The sequence below is a fragment of the Spirosoma jeollabukense genome (genome assembly GCF_054777855.1).
Genome location: NZ_BAAHAD010000004.1, coordinates 152,183 through 167,077, shown reverse-complemented (window position 1 = coordinate 167,077; position 14,895 = coordinate 152,183). Strand labels below are relative to the sequence as shown.

The window sequence follows — 14,895 nt, the reverse complement described above, 5'->3', positions numbered from 1 at the left end:
TTGCAGCAGCGGTTATTCTTCCTCTACTTTTACTCTTGACCGTTTCCGGTGAAGTTCAGCCAATCGCCTGTCGGCCAGTTCAATAACCCATTCTACCTGCTCTTCTATCGTCATGTGGGACGTATCGAGCAGAATCGCGTCGGGAGCCTGCACGAGTGGACTTTCAGCACGGGTCGTATCAATGAGGTCACGCTTTTCGAGGTTCTGGATAATATCCTCCAGGTTGATCATTTCGCCTTTTGCCAGCAGTTCCTGCTGTCGGCGCTTGGCCCGGATGTAGACATCGGCCGTCATAAATACCTTCACCTCAGCGTTCGGAAAGACCTTGGTGCCAATGTCGCGGCCATCCATGACAACTCCCCGGCGACGACCCATTTTTTGCTGCTGTGCCACCATGGCCCAACGCACTTCGGGAATCGCACTTACTTCGCTAACGATGTTGGAGATGTACATTTTCCGGATTTCCTCTTCCACGTTCAGGCCATTTAAACAGGTCTCGTTCCGACCCGTTCGATTGTTGTGCTTAAACGCAATGTGGATGTTATCCAGCGCAGCTCTCACTTCTCTACTGTTGGACAGAGCAACATGTTCCCGCAAAAAAAACAGGCTGACGGCGCGGTACATTGCCCCCGTATCAATGTAGCCGTAGCCCATCTGAGACGCTACAGCTTTAGCAGTTGTGCTCTTTCCGCAACTTGAATACCCGTCAATAGCAATGACTATCCTTGGCATGAATAAGGGTCCGCTGAAGCGGGAAGATTTGGGCAAAATAACTACAAAATTAGAGTATAGTCAATCCAGATATGGGCAACAGGCCTACAAATAGTCTGTACGTCAATATCGATTGCCTGTTGATTTCAGTTCCCGATGATCAGCGCGGAGCATCGCAAAAATGTATTCGTCCAAGTACTGATTATTCTTGACCGCAGCCTTTCGAAGGATAGCTTCACGCTGATAACCAGCTGCTTCGAGTACCCGCATCGAACCAATATTACCTTCTAGTACGCAGGCAAAAATGCGATTAACCTGAAAATTCTGGAAGATATAATCGGTCATAAGGGGCAGCGCTTCGGTCATGATTCCCCGCCCCCAATAATTTTCGCTAAGCCAGTAGCCGATTTCGGCATTGTAACGATAAATATCATCCTTGACGGTGAAGCCAATATTTCCCACCGCCTGATTATCAATCTCGACAGCCAGGTTATTTGGTTGCTGGTAGGATTTATTCGAGCGTACCCAGGCGTGCGCATCACGGGGTGTGTAGGGATACGGAAAAAAATCACGGACGTTGTTCCAGATCAGTTTATTGCTGGCATGGCGTACCAATGATTCCTCGTCTCCTTCACGCCAGGGACGTAACTGACCAATAGAAAGAGGAAAAGTAATCAACGTAGTAGTCAAGGGATGCAGAGAGTTAATTACGTCACTAACAACGCAAATAGCCAATCAAATGTTAATCCGCCGGGTCAGATATTAACACAACTGTCAGGCTGCGGGCACCGTGGGCACCGATGACCAACGATTGCTCAATATCGGCCGTTTTTGACGGACCCGCAATAAATACACCATAGGTAAGCGATTTTCGGTCAATGCGCTGGTAGGCTACGTGCATGTTCGGCACAAGGTCATTACGGTTAATAGCCAGCACCAAATGCTGCGTAATAAATGGCAATGAGCGATTCATCATGTTGGGCTCGGGCAACCAGATAGCCGCATTTTCGGCAACCCCAAATTCACCTTTCAGGATAGCCAGGTCAATCTGTTCCAGTACGTCTTTTCCCGTTTCCGGCCCTATGGGTGTGAGACTCAGCCGTGATAAGGGTATGGAAGATGCGATACGTTGTGCATCGGGAAAGGCCAGTTGAAGCTGTTCTTCCAGTAAATCGCCAGCCTTTAATTCCATCAATTTGCCACCAACAAAAGCCAGGGCATCCCGAAAACGAGCGAATGAATCGTCGGTTTCGTTCACGAATGTTGGCACGTCGGGCAGTGGCACCAGATCAGGTTTGTTCTGTCGAATGCGGGCAAGGAGCGTCTCGCGGGTACTGGCCATAAAAACAACGTAGTGTTTAGTCTGCCAATACTACGAAATAACTTCATCTCTCCCTCACCCAATTTCACTCCATACGTAGCGGGATTCGTCGGAAAATGAACGTCATGGGCGATTTATGACACTAGTTTTGACTCATCCAATCAACCACCACACTATCCAATGGTATGAAAAGTGCTTTATCCTCGATTGTGCTTAGTAAAACGCGAAAGGAAATGTTGAAGCCAAAGCATCAAAAAGTAAACGCAGCATGGAAACAAAGGCCATAACCAATCAGGACGACGTGGCCATTCAGCAAGTTTTTGCTCAGTTGGCAACCGCCTGGAACGCGGGTGATGCAGTGGCCTTTGGACAATGCCTAACCGACGATTGCGACTACGTTACGTTCGCCGGACAGCACATAAAAGGTCGGCAGGAGAACCAGCAAATACACCATGATTTATTTAATTCGTGGGCACTGAAGGGCTCAATCATGCACGCCGGTTCAGAGCCACCTACCATCGCCTTTCTGAGCGATGAAATTGCACTTGTTCATTCAACCGGCACTATCCAACTACGTTTCCAGAAAAACCCACCAATAGACCGGTTATCCATCCAGACAACAGTGCTGATCAAAACGAGCGATGGTTGGAAAATACGGGCGTTTCACAACTGTCGTGTTCAGAAACCGGGTTTATTTCAGCGTCTTCTCATGGCAATCAAAAGCATATAAGTACCTATTAATCAACCAAATTCATTGAAAACCTACGTTCTTTTACTCGTTACGTTCCTCGCAGCCAGTAGCTCGATCTGGGTATATCCAGAGCAATTTGGCGATGGTCGTGCGATGGCTTGTCCAGTCCTGAAACAGACCGTCGAAAAATTTGCTACGTTTACATCAGGTAGCGATTTATCGCCCATACGGGGCCAAAAAGATAGTGAACCTATATGGCTACGTGTAACTAATAGTCGACAGCCTCAGTCGGTAACTCCTATTGACTGACCATTGACGACTATTGACTATAAAAACCATGACTCGCGAGCAACTTATCGGCACCATCGGCAAAAACGGCCGTCGCGTCAAAATGCAGGCGTCGGACCTGTCGGGTTTCGACTTCAGCGGCCTCGACCTCACACAGGCCGATCTGAGTTTTTCAAACCTCGAAGGCGCCAACTTTCGGGGGACTATCCTGCGTCAGGCCAACCTGAGCTTTTCAAACCTTGATGGAGCCGATTTCAGAGACGCCAATCTGTTCGAAGCCAACCTGAATTTTTCGGCGTTGGAAGGGGTCGACTTAACGGGTGCTAATGTCGAAGGGGCTACGTTCAATTTTGCCGGACGAACCAAATACCGACCCGACACGCCAACCCGACCCGAGCCGATCACCCTCACTACTATTCTGCAAAAACCCGGTTGGGGAACGCTTATTGGTTCTTTGCTGGGCGCGCTGCTGATTTACGGCTGCAATGCCATTATCTATTTTACGCACCTGATCTGGGTTGCTAAAGAAAAAGATCCGCTTCTGGCTGGTTTATATCGGTTCCTGATTGTGCAAAACATGACGGATGGAGCCGTCGTTTTTTTGTTGACATGGGCCTTATCCGGTTGGCTGGTTCGTCAGTTTCAGGCTGGCTGGCAACGGCATGCGGTCATCACGTTTGCCGTCATGATCAGCTATTTTGTCATTAATCAGAGCCTTTATGTAGCGCTAGGCAAAGAGTATATTGAGGCATTGTCCAAGCGGCCGGAAGGTATCGCTGATACCGCCCCCTGGTACTTTTATGTGTTTGGTGACCTGCTGATTGCCAACATATTTTTGTATGTGTTACTACAGGGCCGTCAGCTAACCCGAAAGCTCTCTGAGCAGGAATTTCAGTTGCTCAATATGGAGAAGCTGAAAACACGCGCTGAACTGGATGCATTGCAGGCCAAAATCAACCCGCACTTTTTATACAATGCCCTGAACAGCATCGCCAGCCTGGTACATGAAGATCCCGATAAAGCCGAAGAGATGACGCTCCTGCTGTCGAAACTCTTCCGCTATTCCACAGGGCGGGAAGGTGAATTATTTGCCTCGCTGGCTGACGAGCTTGAAATGGTTAAAACCTATTTGCAGGTGGAGCAGGTTCGTTTTGGCAACCGCCTTGTGTTCAGTGTTGATGTTTCCGACCCGGCGTTAAATGAACTCCGGCTTCCCCAGTTCCTGCTTCAGCCCATTGTTGAAAACGCCATCAAACACGGCATTGCCAAACGAGCCGACGCCGGACGTATCGACATCCGGATTTATGAGAAAAACGGCGAACTGAATCTCTGTGTTCATGACAATGGGCCGGCTTTCCCTGATGATATGAACGGCGGTTATGGCCTTCGCAGCATCCAGGACAAGCTCAAATTGCTGTACGGCGAAGATGCCCGTGTTGAACTCCAGAACTGGCCACTCAAGCAGATTCTGATCTCTATTCTTATGACTAAAGTCAGGAGTACACCCTCCACGATAACCCCTGACGCTAATTAAAACGCCTTATGCCACTTCCCTTAAAAACCATACTCATCGACGATGAATCATTGGCCGTCAGCCGATTGCGTCGATTATTAAACAAACATAGCGATACGTTTGACGTTATAGGCGATGCGTCGAATGGAGCCGAAGGTCTGACGCTGATTGAAGCCGAACGGCCCGATGTCATTTTCCTGGATATTGAAATGCCCTTGCTCAACGGTTTCGAAATGTTATCGAAAGTGACATTTATGCCGATGGTCGTCTTTGCCACTGCATTCGATCAATATGCCATTCGGGCCTTCGAAGAAAATTCCGTCGATTACCTCCTGAAACCAATTGAAGCCGATCGCCTGGCCAGAACCGCTCTGAAGATTAAAACACTGGCCGAACGGACGGATACGGCTCCGGCCACGAATCCAATGACCGACAACGTCATGCGGCTGTTAGCACATATGCAGCCGAAGAAAGAAATCTATTCTATTTCGGTTAAAACGGGCGAGAAGATCAAGTTGATTCCCCTCACCGACATTGCCTATTTTGAAGCTGAAGACAAGTACGTCTTTCTGTCCACGATGGACGGGCAGAAATTTTTAACGACCTATACGTTGACAACACTCGACGAAAAACTGCCCGATATGTTCGTGCGGGTCAGTCGGTCAGCTATCGTAAATCGGCATAAAATTGCGGAAGTCCATCGGCATTTCGACGGTAAGTTTCTTCTGGCGATGAGTGATAAAAAAGGAACGAAGCTCACCACAGGTAGTACGTATGGCGAAGCCGTCCGGCAATTAATGGAACTTTAGCTAACCAATCTGATGAAAGCAGCTACCGAACGTAAAATTATCCGTTGGTTTCATATACTGGCCAGCATTCCCATTCTTGGCTACATTTATGGTCCCGTTGCGTCGCTTCCCGAACCAGCTTTTGCGGTAAAATTTGTTATCCTTCCGGCCGTGATTTTATCGGGGTTCTGGCTGTGGCTAGGCCATCGGGTCAGGAAATGGTGGCGCACAACAGGCATGCGCACCCAATGATTGGCTGAAAGACGTTATTTTTGCCCCACATAATGTTCGTCATGAGCAAGAAAAATCGCAATGCCGCTGGTGTCGTGTATTCCACTGACCCGGATTTTCAATACAAATCCAACGAAGTGCCCGAAGCTGAAACGCTGCCCCCAGCTCAACAGAATCTCAAAATCTGGCTGGTCAAAATGGGTGGCAACAAAGTGGTGACTACCGTGCGCGATTTCATCGGTACCAACGATGATCTGGCCGATCTGGGTAAACAACTAAAAGCCGCCTGTGGGGCAGGCGGCTCAAGTAAAGACAACGAAATTCTGATTCAGGGCGACCACCGTGACAAGGTACTGGCGTGGCTTACCGGCAAAGGATACAAAGCAAAAAAAGCGGGCGGGTAATAGAGGTGTATGATTTAGGATGTATGATGTATTTTCAGAACCATACATCATATATAATACATCACACATCTCTTTAATCAATTCCCCCCATCCATTTCTTCAATGGCTTTGTGAAGAGAAGCAGTACAAAGCCTGCTACGAGCGCAAATACAGCTACACTCTGAAACATACTTGGCATTTGCTGAACATTTTTCTCGTCGAAGCCGCCAGCAAACAGACCCGCAATCAGGTTGCCCAGCGACGAACCTACAAACCAGAGGCCCATCAATTGACTGCTATACCGTTTGGGCGACAACTTGGAAAAGGCGCTCAGTCCCACCGGGCTCAGGAACAGCTCCGCAACGGTGAAAAACAGGTACGTAAATGTTAGAAACAGGGGCGACGTACGTACGCCAGTCAGTGCTACGTGAGCCGCAAATACCATTACTACGTAGGCTACTCCCAACAACAGCAGCGAAACAGCAAACTTGGCTGGTACCGGAAAACTAATATTTCGGTTGGCCAGAAAAATCCATAATGAGGCCATCACCGGCGAAAAAATCAGGATAAACGCGGGATTGAGGTTCTGGAACCAACTTGATGGAATCTGCCAGCCAAAAAACACCAGATCGGTGTAGCGATCCGCAAAAATTTGCAGCGACGAGCCTTGCTGCTCATTGCCCGCCCAGTACAAAGCGGATGCCACAAAGAATATAAATAAGACGACTACCCGCTTTTTTTCCGTGCTGTCCAATCCTCCAGCAACCAGAATATACGTAAAATAACTGATGGCTATCAGCGAAATAATAGTGCCCATCGCTCTGGCCAGGCCTTGGGCAGTCGTCAAGTCGAGTACGCCCGTCAGTTGCAAAACCGCCATCAGTGCCACGATGAATACTAGAAATACCAATAATGAGCGGTTTCCGCTTGACGTCTGTTTTTCAGTAGCTTGTGCCTGCGCTACGTACTGACCACGATCGCCAAGGTAACGCTGTCCAAGCGTACGGTATGTAATAAGCCCAAGCCCCATCGCAACCGCAGCCGCTCCGAAACCATAATGCCAGCCCACTTTCTGACCCAGGTAGCCTACCACCGAAATGCCGAGTAATGAACCGGTATTGATGCCCATGTAAAAGATCGAGAAAGCCGCGTCTTTACGGGCGCCCCCTTCGGGGTATAGTTCGCCAACGATTGTACTGATATTTGGTTTGAGCAAACCGGTTCCCAACGCCACGACACACAACCCGCTGTAAAACAGGCCAGGTCCTGATGGGAAGGCTAGTATGATATGGCCAAGCATAATCACCAAGCCACCATACCAGATGGATTTACGCTGCCCTAGCAGATTATCGGCAATCCAGCCGCCGGGCAACGAGAGAAGATAAACCGACGCGGTGTAAATGCCGTAGATGGCTGCTCCATCGGCTTCGTTAAGCCCCATCCCACCCCGAACATTGTCGATCAGGAACAGCAGCAGGATAGCCCGCATCCCGTAGTAGCTGAACCGCTCCCACATTTCGGTAAAGAACAGAACGAAAAGGCCAACTGGGTGACCCAGCAGTGTTTTTTGAGGGACAGGCTTAGGAATGGTCGCTTCCATATAGTTGGGTTAACAAGTCAGTTTGCCGAAGAAAGTAGAGCTTAAGTAACGAAAAATAGCTGTAAATATACCCGCAATGTCTGAAATGGCAAGGCTTGCCCGCTACAGGCCAGGATCAAATTCCCACAAGTCATCATAAGCGGCTTTATCGCCTAAGCCCGTCACTACGTACCCTTTCAACCCAATGGCAAACCCCACCGCCTTCGTTCGGGCAGCCCCTTCAAAAGGCGGTTTTGTTGTCCAGGCATCGTTGGCCGGATTATAGACCCAGACCGTAGTATCACTGGAACCTGTCACCAGATAACCGAGTCCATCAATGACAAAACATGCGCCAAAGGATCGGGGGATAGCTGTACTGGGGAGACTGCGACGTTCGAGCCACGAATCTTTCGCGGCATCATAGACCCAAAGATCATTTTGACGGATAGCATTGGCCGTACCAGTCCCCACATAAGCCAGGTTATTAATGACAAACGCAGCCGCTCCGGTGCGTGCATTGCCCTTAATGTCAGCCTTTTGTGCCCAGGTATTAGCCGCCGGATTATATGCCCAAACGTCGCGTTGTTCGTTACCATTAAAGCCAGTCCCTACAAAACCCGTTTTGCCTACAGAAAACCCAACCGCCGAACGCCGGGCTGATCCGCCAAAATCGGCAACGCGTTTCCAGCTGTTTGCGAAAGGATCATACTCGTAAACGTCGCGCAGTAAACCAGTATCACTACCCAAACCTGTACCAATATAGCCTTTCGAGCCAATAGAAAACCCAACCGCTTCACTACGTGCCTCACCGGGAAAATTGGCTTGCTGCGTCCAGGCATTCTGTGCCGGATTGTACTTCCAGAAATCCCTGAGCGCCTGGTTCTTGCTATCGATTCCAGTTCCTACATAGGCGAAATCGCCAATCGTGAACGTAGTAGCCGAACTGCGAGCTACTCCTTCAAATTCGGATTTAACTGTCCAGTCGCCAAGTGGACTATGAGGTATAACCTTATCGCCACAGGATTGTAGTAAAAACTGACTACTGCATAGATAGAAACCGAGCCAAATGCGTTTCATGGGATTATTATGTTTAATTCATACATCGAATGACTTGCTGTAATCCAAGCTTACCTTGCTGAGGCAACGTTTCTAATGTTCGCAAACCCTTCGTTATCAATTCATACTATTACCTGAATTCAACCATGTTGCTTCCCTTCGATTTCCAGAAAGACCCTTACCTACTACTCGATTTTTCCGCCACCAATCCCGATCTCACCAGCCTCGACCTAACCGATACGGCTACGTTCACAGACTACGTTTTCGGTAAATTGCGGGCAGCGGGCGCGAAGATCGGCGTGGGCGGTTACAACGAACATCGGGTCATCTACCGACGTAGCGAGCACTTTAATACGTTCAACGAAGAGACGCCTTACGATGGGCCACGCGAGATTCACCTTGGTATCGACTTTTGGGTCGAAGCAGGAACGCCGGTTTTCGCCCCATTGACTGGTGTTGTTCATAGCTTTCAGGATAATGCCCACTTCGGAGATTATGGTCCAACGATCATTCTGGAACATCGGAATGCCGCACCACCGCGTTACTCGCTCTACGGCCATTTGACCCGTCGGTCCCTGGAAGGGTTGTATGAGGGAAAAACGTTTAATGCAGGTGACAAACTAGGCGAGGTTGGTCCCTATCCCGAAAACGGCGACTGGCCTCCGCATCTTCATTTTCAGCTCATGACCGACATGCTTGGTCTGAAAGGCGACTTCCCTGGTGTATGCTCACTACCTAATCGGGCTAAATACCTGGAAATCTGTCCCAATCCCAATACGCTATTAGGCATTCCGAAATTGAGTTAAGGACAAATAGCTTGGCCAGCCATCATGACAGAATCATTTCTTTCAAAATATTTTGAAAGTACAGAAACAATCCATTACATTTGGGTATGACATTCGAGGAAGCCAAAGATAAATTCATTCATACCTGGGGGACATTGGCCACTCAGTGGGGCATTAATCGTTCGATGGCGCAACTCCATGCGTTGTTGCTGATTGCCCCTGAAGCCCTGGCCACCGAGGACGTCATGGAGCAACTGCAGATTTCACGGGGTAACGCGAGCATGAATCTGCGCGACCTGATGGATTGGGGCTTGATCTATAAACAACTCAAACCGGGCGAACGGCGGGAGTTTTTCATTGCCGAGAAAGACATCTGGAAAGTAGCCCGTCAAGTAGCCAAAGAGCGCCGTCGCCGGGAAATTACGCCGGTGGTTGAGGTAATAAATGAACTGAAATCGATTGAAGCGGACACCCCCGAAGCACAGGAGTTTCGGCGTGTTATGGTCGGGTTAAGCGGTGTTGTCGGTTTTGCGGATAATACGCTCAATGCCGTTATTAAGGCGGAGGAAAATTGGTTGATGGGCCAGTTTCTAAAGGTTTTTCGCTGATATTTTTTACCTATTAATTTCATTTATTTCTGAAAGTTTAGAATATATAAACTTATGAAAAAGCTAATCATTTATGACGAAAGTTGCCCGATGTGTAAACTCTATACAAAAGGCATGGTGGCTGCCGATACCACCGGTAACTTAACTCGAATTGGGAGCGGCCAACTGACTCAGGACACAATAAATCGCATTGATCCTCAACGAGCCCGGCACGAAATACCGCTGGTTGATCTGGACGGTGGCGATACATTATATGGCGTGGACACCTGGATTTATGCGTTCGGGCAACGCAACAAACAGATTGAGAACCTTTTGTCAATGCACTGGCTTAAGGTTATCCTGCAAAAGCTATACGCATTTATTTCCTATAATCGACGTATCATCATCACATCGGCGCCGGGTCGCTGGCAACTGTTCGATCTTCAACCGGAGTTTCGGATTGGCTACCGGATTGCGTTTATTCTGGTCGTTTTCGGGCTGATTGGCGGCCTTTTAGCCACCACCATTTTCCCCGTGTGGGTACCAGCGGTTGTAGCTTTAATTGTCAGTCAATTGATCGTTACCAGCCTGTATCTCTTTAGTCTGCACAGCGATGACTTCCTGCAAATAATCCTGGATTATGCGGGTCACCTTGGCATGAGCGTATTAATAGGCTGCTTACTTAGTGCCATTGGATTAACTACGGGTTGGACATTGCTCGTTCCGGTCGGTTATGCACTTATGATTGGTCAGCACTTCATCCGAACGTACCGGCTTGGCCTGAATCCCTGGCTGAGTGTCTGCTTCACGGTTTTATTTTTCGTTTTGCTACGTCCGTTATGAAACCACGTAAAATCGTTCTGGCCGGTGGCAGCGGCTTCATCGGTCAGCTCTTGATTGACCATTGGCAAAATACCCCTGTCGACATTGTCGTTTTTTCACGAAAATCATATGCCAGCCATGACCACGTTCGCTACGTTGTGTGGGATGGCGAAACAGTCGGAAAGTGGGTACACGAACTTGACGGTGCTGATGTCCTTATTAATCTGGCAGGCAAATCCGTGGATTGCCGCTATACCGAACGTAACAAACAACTTATTATGCGTTCCCGTATCAACTCCACCAACATACTGGGTGAAGCTGTTCGTCAGGTAGCGCGTCCTCCCAAGTTATGGATTAATTCAGCCTCGGCTACTATTTATCGTCATTCACTTGATCGGCAAATGGACGAAACCACAGGTGATATAGAAACAGATCGCTCAGATCACCAGTTTTCCGTTCAGGTTTGTAAAACCTGGGAGCAAACCTTCTGGACGACAGACGTACCCGCTACCGTTCGTAAAGTAGTGCTGAGAATGGCAATCGTATTGGGACAGGAAGGTGGCGCCTTACCACTCCTGAAACGTCTGATTCGCTTTGGGCTTGGTGGCAAAATGGGCCGCGGTGATCAATTTATGAGTTGGTTACACGAGCACGATCTAAGCCGAATGTTCGACTTTATTATCCAAAATGATACGATTGCTGGCACGTATAACGCATCAGCACCGAATCCGATCCGAAACCGCGAATTTATGGCTTTGCTACGTCAGTCACTAGGCATTCATGTGGGCTTGCCTGCCAAAGAATGGATGCTTACCATTGGCGCATTTTTCCTACGGACTGAGCCTGAATTAATACTCAAAAGCAGGAACGTAGTACCTCAGAAATTGCTGGATGCCGGTTTCACCTTTGACTTTCCAAACGCGAAGGACGCCATTTTCGCCTTGACGAGCGTCTAATCATTTCATCAAAAACTCCACAACCGCCCTGGCGAATTCGGTCGTACGCATTGCCCCGCCATGATCGCCCGGAACGATAACCAGTTTAGCGCCGGGCACGGCATCGACCAGGGTCTGCGGATCACCGTTGTCTTTGTCCTGATCTCCATTTACGACCAATACCGGAACCTTTATCTTACCCAGTTCCGCACGAGACGTAACGGGTTGGAACTCCTGCAAGCGAGCCAGTACGACCGTATCCGCGCCAGATTTTTTGGCATAGTCGATGGCGGGTTGCAACTCGGGATGACTGCCGGGTTTGGTGAGAGCTTCGTGGAAATTCTTGCGCCGGATCCAGTTTGGGTCCGAAAAATCGACACTGATTCCACCCATCACGGCCCGATGCACCTGCTTGTCCATTGTCAGTAGTTTGGCCGTCAAAATAGCCCCGCGTGAGTAGCCCACTACGTCGTAATTCGTCAGACCGAGGTGTTTCATCAGGGCTATTACGTCTTTTAGTTCGGCGTTGTCGCGATAGGCTTCGGCGGTATGCGGTTTGTCAGACTGGCCATTTCCACGTAAATCCAGCATGACCACTTTAAATCCGGCGTCGGCCAGCGCCTGACGAACGGGTGCCCGTTTCCAGCTTTCGCTGTTGGAGATAAAGCCATGCAACAGCACAACCGGTTTTCCTTCACCTAAAACGTCGTAATGAATTTTGGTCCCATCAAATGACGTGAACAACGGCTCGCGGGCGGTTTGAGCGCGACTCAGAAACGAAAACAACAGGTTGATAACAAACAGAAACGGCTTCATGTAACAGACAAACTACGTGTAAGGCATAAGGTAATCGAATAAGTCTAACCTTTCGGCATTCTACCGGGTTATCTTAGGTACAACAATCAACTTAACGAACATGGCAACGCTAGTGAATCACCAAAACTCTGCGGATAAAGAGCTAATAGCTTCTCCTATGGGGCTCGTTGACGCCGAAGACTTCAAAAATCAACGCACTCCTATAGATGCTCTGTTCCCCGAAACCGGGGATGACGACTCTGATGAAGAATACATTGAGGAAGAAGATCTGAACGATGAACCGGTAGACGACGATGGTGATCCAACCGGCGAACATGACCATCATCAGGACGATAACTACGCATTGGGCGGTCATGTCACCCGGTCGGGGTCGTAAATAAATTTATAAATCGGACTACCATAGCGACTTTAAAAAAAGGTTTGCGGCTAATTATCTAAAAACCAATATTATGAATTCCAATAACAGCAGCGATTACAATCCAGCCGAGGATGAAAATCAGGGCGTTGCGCAATTACTAGTCCGGGCGGAAGAATCCAATGCGGGTATATCGCAGGCGGCCTATATGAATCCGGTTACAGCGCAGGGCCCGGAGCCTGAAAAAGCCGAGGTTAACGATCATGACGATGTACCGTCAGATGGCATCACAAACGGCGTTAATGATGATATGCTGGAAGAGGAAGACGTAGAAGATGGTGACCTAAGCGAGGAAGAGGAATAGCGTACAATCAAAAATGATGAATACCAATCAGTTAGCCCAGCTTATTATACGCCTGGGTTTAGGCATCAACATGCTCATGCATGGCCTCGTGCGCATACCGAAACTGGGCGAATTCGTGACCAAAACCGGAGCCGGATTTGCTAATACGATTTTGCCAGCCATCCTGACAAAGTCATTCCTGTATACACTTCCATTTGTCGAGTTAGCCAGTGGTATCCTGATTTTGCTGGGCGGCCAGCTAGGTAAGTGGGGTTATTTTGTGGGTGGATTAACGATCAGCGCTTTACTATTCGGCACTACGTTAAAAGAAGATTGGGCTGGTGCAAGTACTCAAATGATCTATGTCATAGCCTTTTACCTCGCTCTTCGCGGTCTAAATGAATCTGGGCGGAGCCGCTTTCGCTAAGATTTTTGACTAGTCTTTGCAACCGTTGAAAACCTGGTGGACTCAATAAGGGAAACCAATCAAGTTAATAATGAAATCAACGTTGTTTTTGACTATTCTTTTCACTGGTAGTTTACTCACGTTTTCCGCTTGCCAACAAGAGAGTGTTCCCTCCCAGCCTGGACTTCCTTATCAATCCTCTTTTCAACGCGACAGTGATGGCTGGGTTGCCGGTATTACCGACTATGGCACGGCCCAGGATAGCATCATGGCGTTTAAATCGGCCTACAGGGGATTGCCCACTCCATTGGATACAACCCGTAAATCCCTGATGCTGGAGAGCATGAATCGCAGTGACGATGCTTTCATGTTCATCAAAAAGAAAGTGACGGGTCTACAGCCTAACAAAGACTATTCGCTGCTTTTTGAGATAGAACTGGCTTCAAAATATGGTACCAACTCCGTAGGTATTGGCGGTTCGCCCGGTGGAAGTGTCTATCTAAAAGCGGGTGCTTCGGCTGTTGAGCCGGTCAAGGAATTGAAAGACGGGTTTTATTCGCTCAACGTTGATAAGGGCGATCAAAATAATGATGGTACGGCGGCTATTCTGCTGGGAAACATTGGTGCCGGTGAGGACGTAACAGATTATACACTCATTACGCGCTCTAATGTCGATAAGCCCTTTACAGCCAGGACGAATGCCCAGGGCGAACTGTGGCTACTTGTCGGGACCGATTCAGGTTTTGAAGGACTTACGACCTTATATTACAGTAGCATTAAGGTAACTACGAGAAGTACCAATTAATAGCAGGCTGACTGATTTATTCAACGTAGCGAATGCCACTATGACTGTAGTGGCATTCGTTGTTTAAGGCTCGGAACACTTACCCAAGGGTACTACGTTATTGCGATTACGTTTATGGGTTAATTGCCAGCAATTACCGTAAACATCTTTATAAGTGATCTGGACCTGATATGTGCTATCGTCAATCAATTGATCCATCCATTTTACAAATGGACCGCCAACCATCCCTTTCCGATTAAAATCATATACCATTCGACTATCCCCTTCTTTAATCGCCGATCCAGAATAAATAGCATCCGAGTCTTTCCCACCTTCCTGCCAATCTCTCGCTATTTTCACTTGTGGTTTTACTCTTGCCAGTGAATCAAACTTGGCCTCGGTTGATTGTGAGTCAGGTATAGCATGCCAATCCTTTAGAAAATCATCCATTATGTTCATCATGAATATAGCGTAACTGTTCTGTTTGTTACCTGAATAAGA

21 protein-coding genes are annotated in these 14,895 nt (G+C 48.4%); 14 read left to right on the top strand and 7 right to left on the bottom strand.

Translation table 11 applies throughout. The features are described 5' to 3' along the window. Positions 1-12: 12 nt before the first annotated feature. From cmk to ACYVEA_RS17570, 3 genes are all read right to left on the bottom strand, one after another. Entirely contained in the window at positions 13-732 is a 720-nt protein-coding gene (gene cmk, locus ACYVEA_RS17580; RefSeq protein WP_461114738.1) for a (d)CMP kinase, read from the bottom strand. A gap of 102 nt (positions 733-834) precedes the next feature. After that, on the bottom strand, positions 835-1,389 hold the full coding sequence (locus ACYVEA_RS17575; protein ID WP_461114737.1) for a GNAT family N-acetyltransferase: 555 nt from the start codon (positions 1,387-1,389) through the stop codon (positions 835-837). Positions 1,390-1,453: 64 nt separating this feature from the next. Further along, on the bottom strand, positions 1,454-2,053 hold the full coding sequence (locus ACYVEA_RS17570) for a LutC/YkgG family protein (RefSeq protein WP_461114736.1): 600 nt from the start codon (positions 2,051-2,053) through the stop codon (positions 1,454-1,456). 247 nt (positions 2,054-2,300) lie between these two features. Between ACYVEA_RS17570 and ACYVEA_RS17565 the strand changes: the two genes are divergently transcribed. The 6 genes from ACYVEA_RS17565 to ACYVEA_RS17540 are packed head-to-tail and all read left to right on the top strand — an operon-like array spanning position 2,301 to position 5,947. After that, positions 2,301-2,762 (top strand): SgcJ/EcaC family oxidoreductase, encoded by a 462-nt coding sequence (locus tag ACYVEA_RS17565; RefSeq protein ID WP_461114735.1) that lies wholly within the window; start codon positions 2,301-2,303, stop codon positions 2,760-2,762. Between the two features lie 24 nt (positions 2,763-2,786). Continuing rightward, positions 2,787-3,032 carry a hypothetical protein gene (locus tag ACYVEA_RS17560; RefSeq protein ID WP_461114734.1) on the top strand — a complete coding sequence of 82 codons (246 nt, stop codon included), beginning with the start codon at positions 2,787-2,789 and terminating at the stop codon, positions 3,030-3,032. Positions 3,033-3,060: 28 nt separating this feature from the next. Further along, positions 3,061-4,545, top strand: coding sequence for a histidine kinase (locus ACYVEA_RS17555; RefSeq protein ID WP_461114733.1), 1,485 nt, complete (start codon positions 3,061-3,063; stop codon positions 4,543-4,545). Positions 4,546-4,553: 8 nt separating this feature from the next. Further along, positions 4,554-5,333: a LytR/AlgR family response regulator transcription factor gene (locus tag ACYVEA_RS17550; RefSeq protein WP_461114732.1), complete on the top strand. Its 780-nt coding sequence runs from the start codon at positions 4,554-4,556 to the stop codon at positions 5,331-5,333. Positions 5,334-5,345: 12 nt separating this feature from the next. Further along, positions 5,346-5,564 carry a hypothetical protein gene (locus ACYVEA_RS17545; RefSeq protein ID WP_461114731.1) on the top strand — a complete coding sequence of 73 codons (219 nt, stop codon included), beginning with the start codon at positions 5,346-5,348 and terminating at the stop codon, positions 5,562-5,564. A 41-nt stretch (positions 5,565-5,605) separates the two neighbouring features. Beyond that, positions 5,606-5,947, top strand: a complete 342-nt coding sequence (locus ACYVEA_RS17540; protein ID WP_461114730.1) for a translation initiation factor — start codon at positions 5,606-5,608, stop codon at positions 5,945-5,947. Between the two features lie 73 nt (positions 5,948-6,020). Here ACYVEA_RS17540 and ACYVEA_RS17535 read toward each other — a convergent pair whose 3' ends face one another. Together ACYVEA_RS17535 and ACYVEA_RS17530 are read right to left on the bottom strand one after the other, a co-directional pair. Beyond that, positions 6,021-7,526: a peptide MFS transporter gene (locus tag ACYVEA_RS17535; RefSeq protein WP_461114729.1), complete on the bottom strand. Its 1,506-nt coding sequence runs from the start codon at positions 7,524-7,526 to the stop codon at positions 6,021-6,023. 102 nt (positions 7,527-7,628) lie between these two features. Further along, positions 7,629-8,582: a Kelch repeat-containing protein gene (locus tag ACYVEA_RS17530; protein WP_461114728.1), complete on the bottom strand. Its 954-nt coding sequence runs from the start codon at positions 8,580-8,582 to the stop codon at positions 7,629-7,631. A gap of 125 nt (positions 8,583-8,707) precedes the next feature. Between ACYVEA_RS17530 and ACYVEA_RS17525 the strand changes: the two genes are divergently transcribed. The 4 genes from ACYVEA_RS17525 (at position 8,708) to ACYVEA_RS17510 (ending at position 11,711) form a co-directional block, all read left to right on the top strand. Continuing rightward, the gene (locus ACYVEA_RS17525; protein WP_461114727.1) at positions 8,708-9,367 is read left to right on the top strand and encodes a peptidoglycan DD-metalloendopeptidase family protein; all 660 of its coding nucleotides are present in this window, start codon (positions 8,708-8,710) and stop codon (positions 9,365-9,367) included. Between the two features lie 86 nt (positions 9,368-9,453). Next, positions 9,454-9,954 (top strand): GbsR/MarR family transcriptional regulator, encoded by a 501-nt coding sequence (locus ACYVEA_RS17520; RefSeq protein WP_461114726.1) that lies wholly within the window; start codon positions 9,454-9,456, stop codon positions 9,952-9,954. Positions 9,955-10,008: 54 nt separating this feature from the next. Further along, positions 10,009-10,776 carry a hypothetical protein gene (locus tag ACYVEA_RS17515; RefSeq protein WP_461114725.1) on the top strand — a complete coding sequence of 256 codons (768 nt, stop codon included), beginning with the start codon at positions 10,009-10,011 and terminating at the stop codon, positions 10,774-10,776. Further along, positions 10,773-11,711, top strand: a complete 939-nt coding sequence (locus tag ACYVEA_RS17510) for a TIGR01777 family oxidoreductase (protein ID WP_461114724.1) — start codon at positions 10,773-10,775, stop codon at positions 11,709-11,711. Before ACYVEA_RS17515 ends, ACYVEA_RS17510 begins: the two co-directional genes overlap by 4 nt. Here ACYVEA_RS17510 and ACYVEA_RS17505 read toward each other — a convergent pair whose 3' ends face one another. Beyond that, positions 11,712-12,506: an alpha/beta fold hydrolase gene (locus ACYVEA_RS17505; RefSeq protein WP_461114723.1), complete on the bottom strand. Its 795-nt coding sequence runs from the start codon at positions 12,504-12,506 to the stop codon at positions 11,712-11,714. Between the two features lie 100 nt (positions 12,507-12,606). Here ACYVEA_RS17505 and ACYVEA_RS17500 point away from each other — a divergent pair, with 100 nt between their 5' ends. The 4 genes from ACYVEA_RS17500 (at position 12,607) to ACYVEA_RS17485 (ending at position 14,415) form a co-directional block, all read left to right on the top strand. Further along, the gene (locus tag ACYVEA_RS17500; protein WP_461114722.1) at positions 12,607-12,882 is read left to right on the top strand and encodes a hypothetical protein; all 276 of its coding nucleotides are present in this window, start codon (positions 12,607-12,609) and stop codon (positions 12,880-12,882) included. Positions 12,883-12,955: 73 nt separating this feature from the next. Further along, entirely contained in the window at positions 12,956-13,225 is a 270-nt protein-coding gene (locus tag ACYVEA_RS17495; RefSeq protein ID WP_461114721.1) for a hypothetical protein, read from the top strand. Between the two features lie 16 nt (positions 13,226-13,241). Beyond that, positions 13,242-13,631, top strand: a complete 390-nt coding sequence (locus ACYVEA_RS17490; RefSeq protein ID WP_461114720.1) for a DoxX family protein — start codon at positions 13,242-13,244, stop codon at positions 13,629-13,631. Positions 13,632-13,701: 70 nt separating this feature from the next. Next, on the top strand, positions 13,702-14,415 hold the full coding sequence (locus ACYVEA_RS17485; protein ID WP_461114719.1) for a hypothetical protein: 714 nt from the start codon (positions 13,702-13,704) through the stop codon (positions 14,413-14,415). A 63-nt stretch (positions 14,416-14,478) separates the two neighbouring features. Here ACYVEA_RS17485 and ACYVEA_RS17480 read toward each other — a convergent pair whose 3' ends face one another. Further along, a complete protein-coding gene (locus tag ACYVEA_RS17480; protein WP_461114718.1) occupies positions 14,479-14,844 on the bottom strand; it encodes a hypothetical protein in 366 nt (121 codons plus the stop codon). Positions 14,845-14,895: the final 51 nt, after the last annotated feature.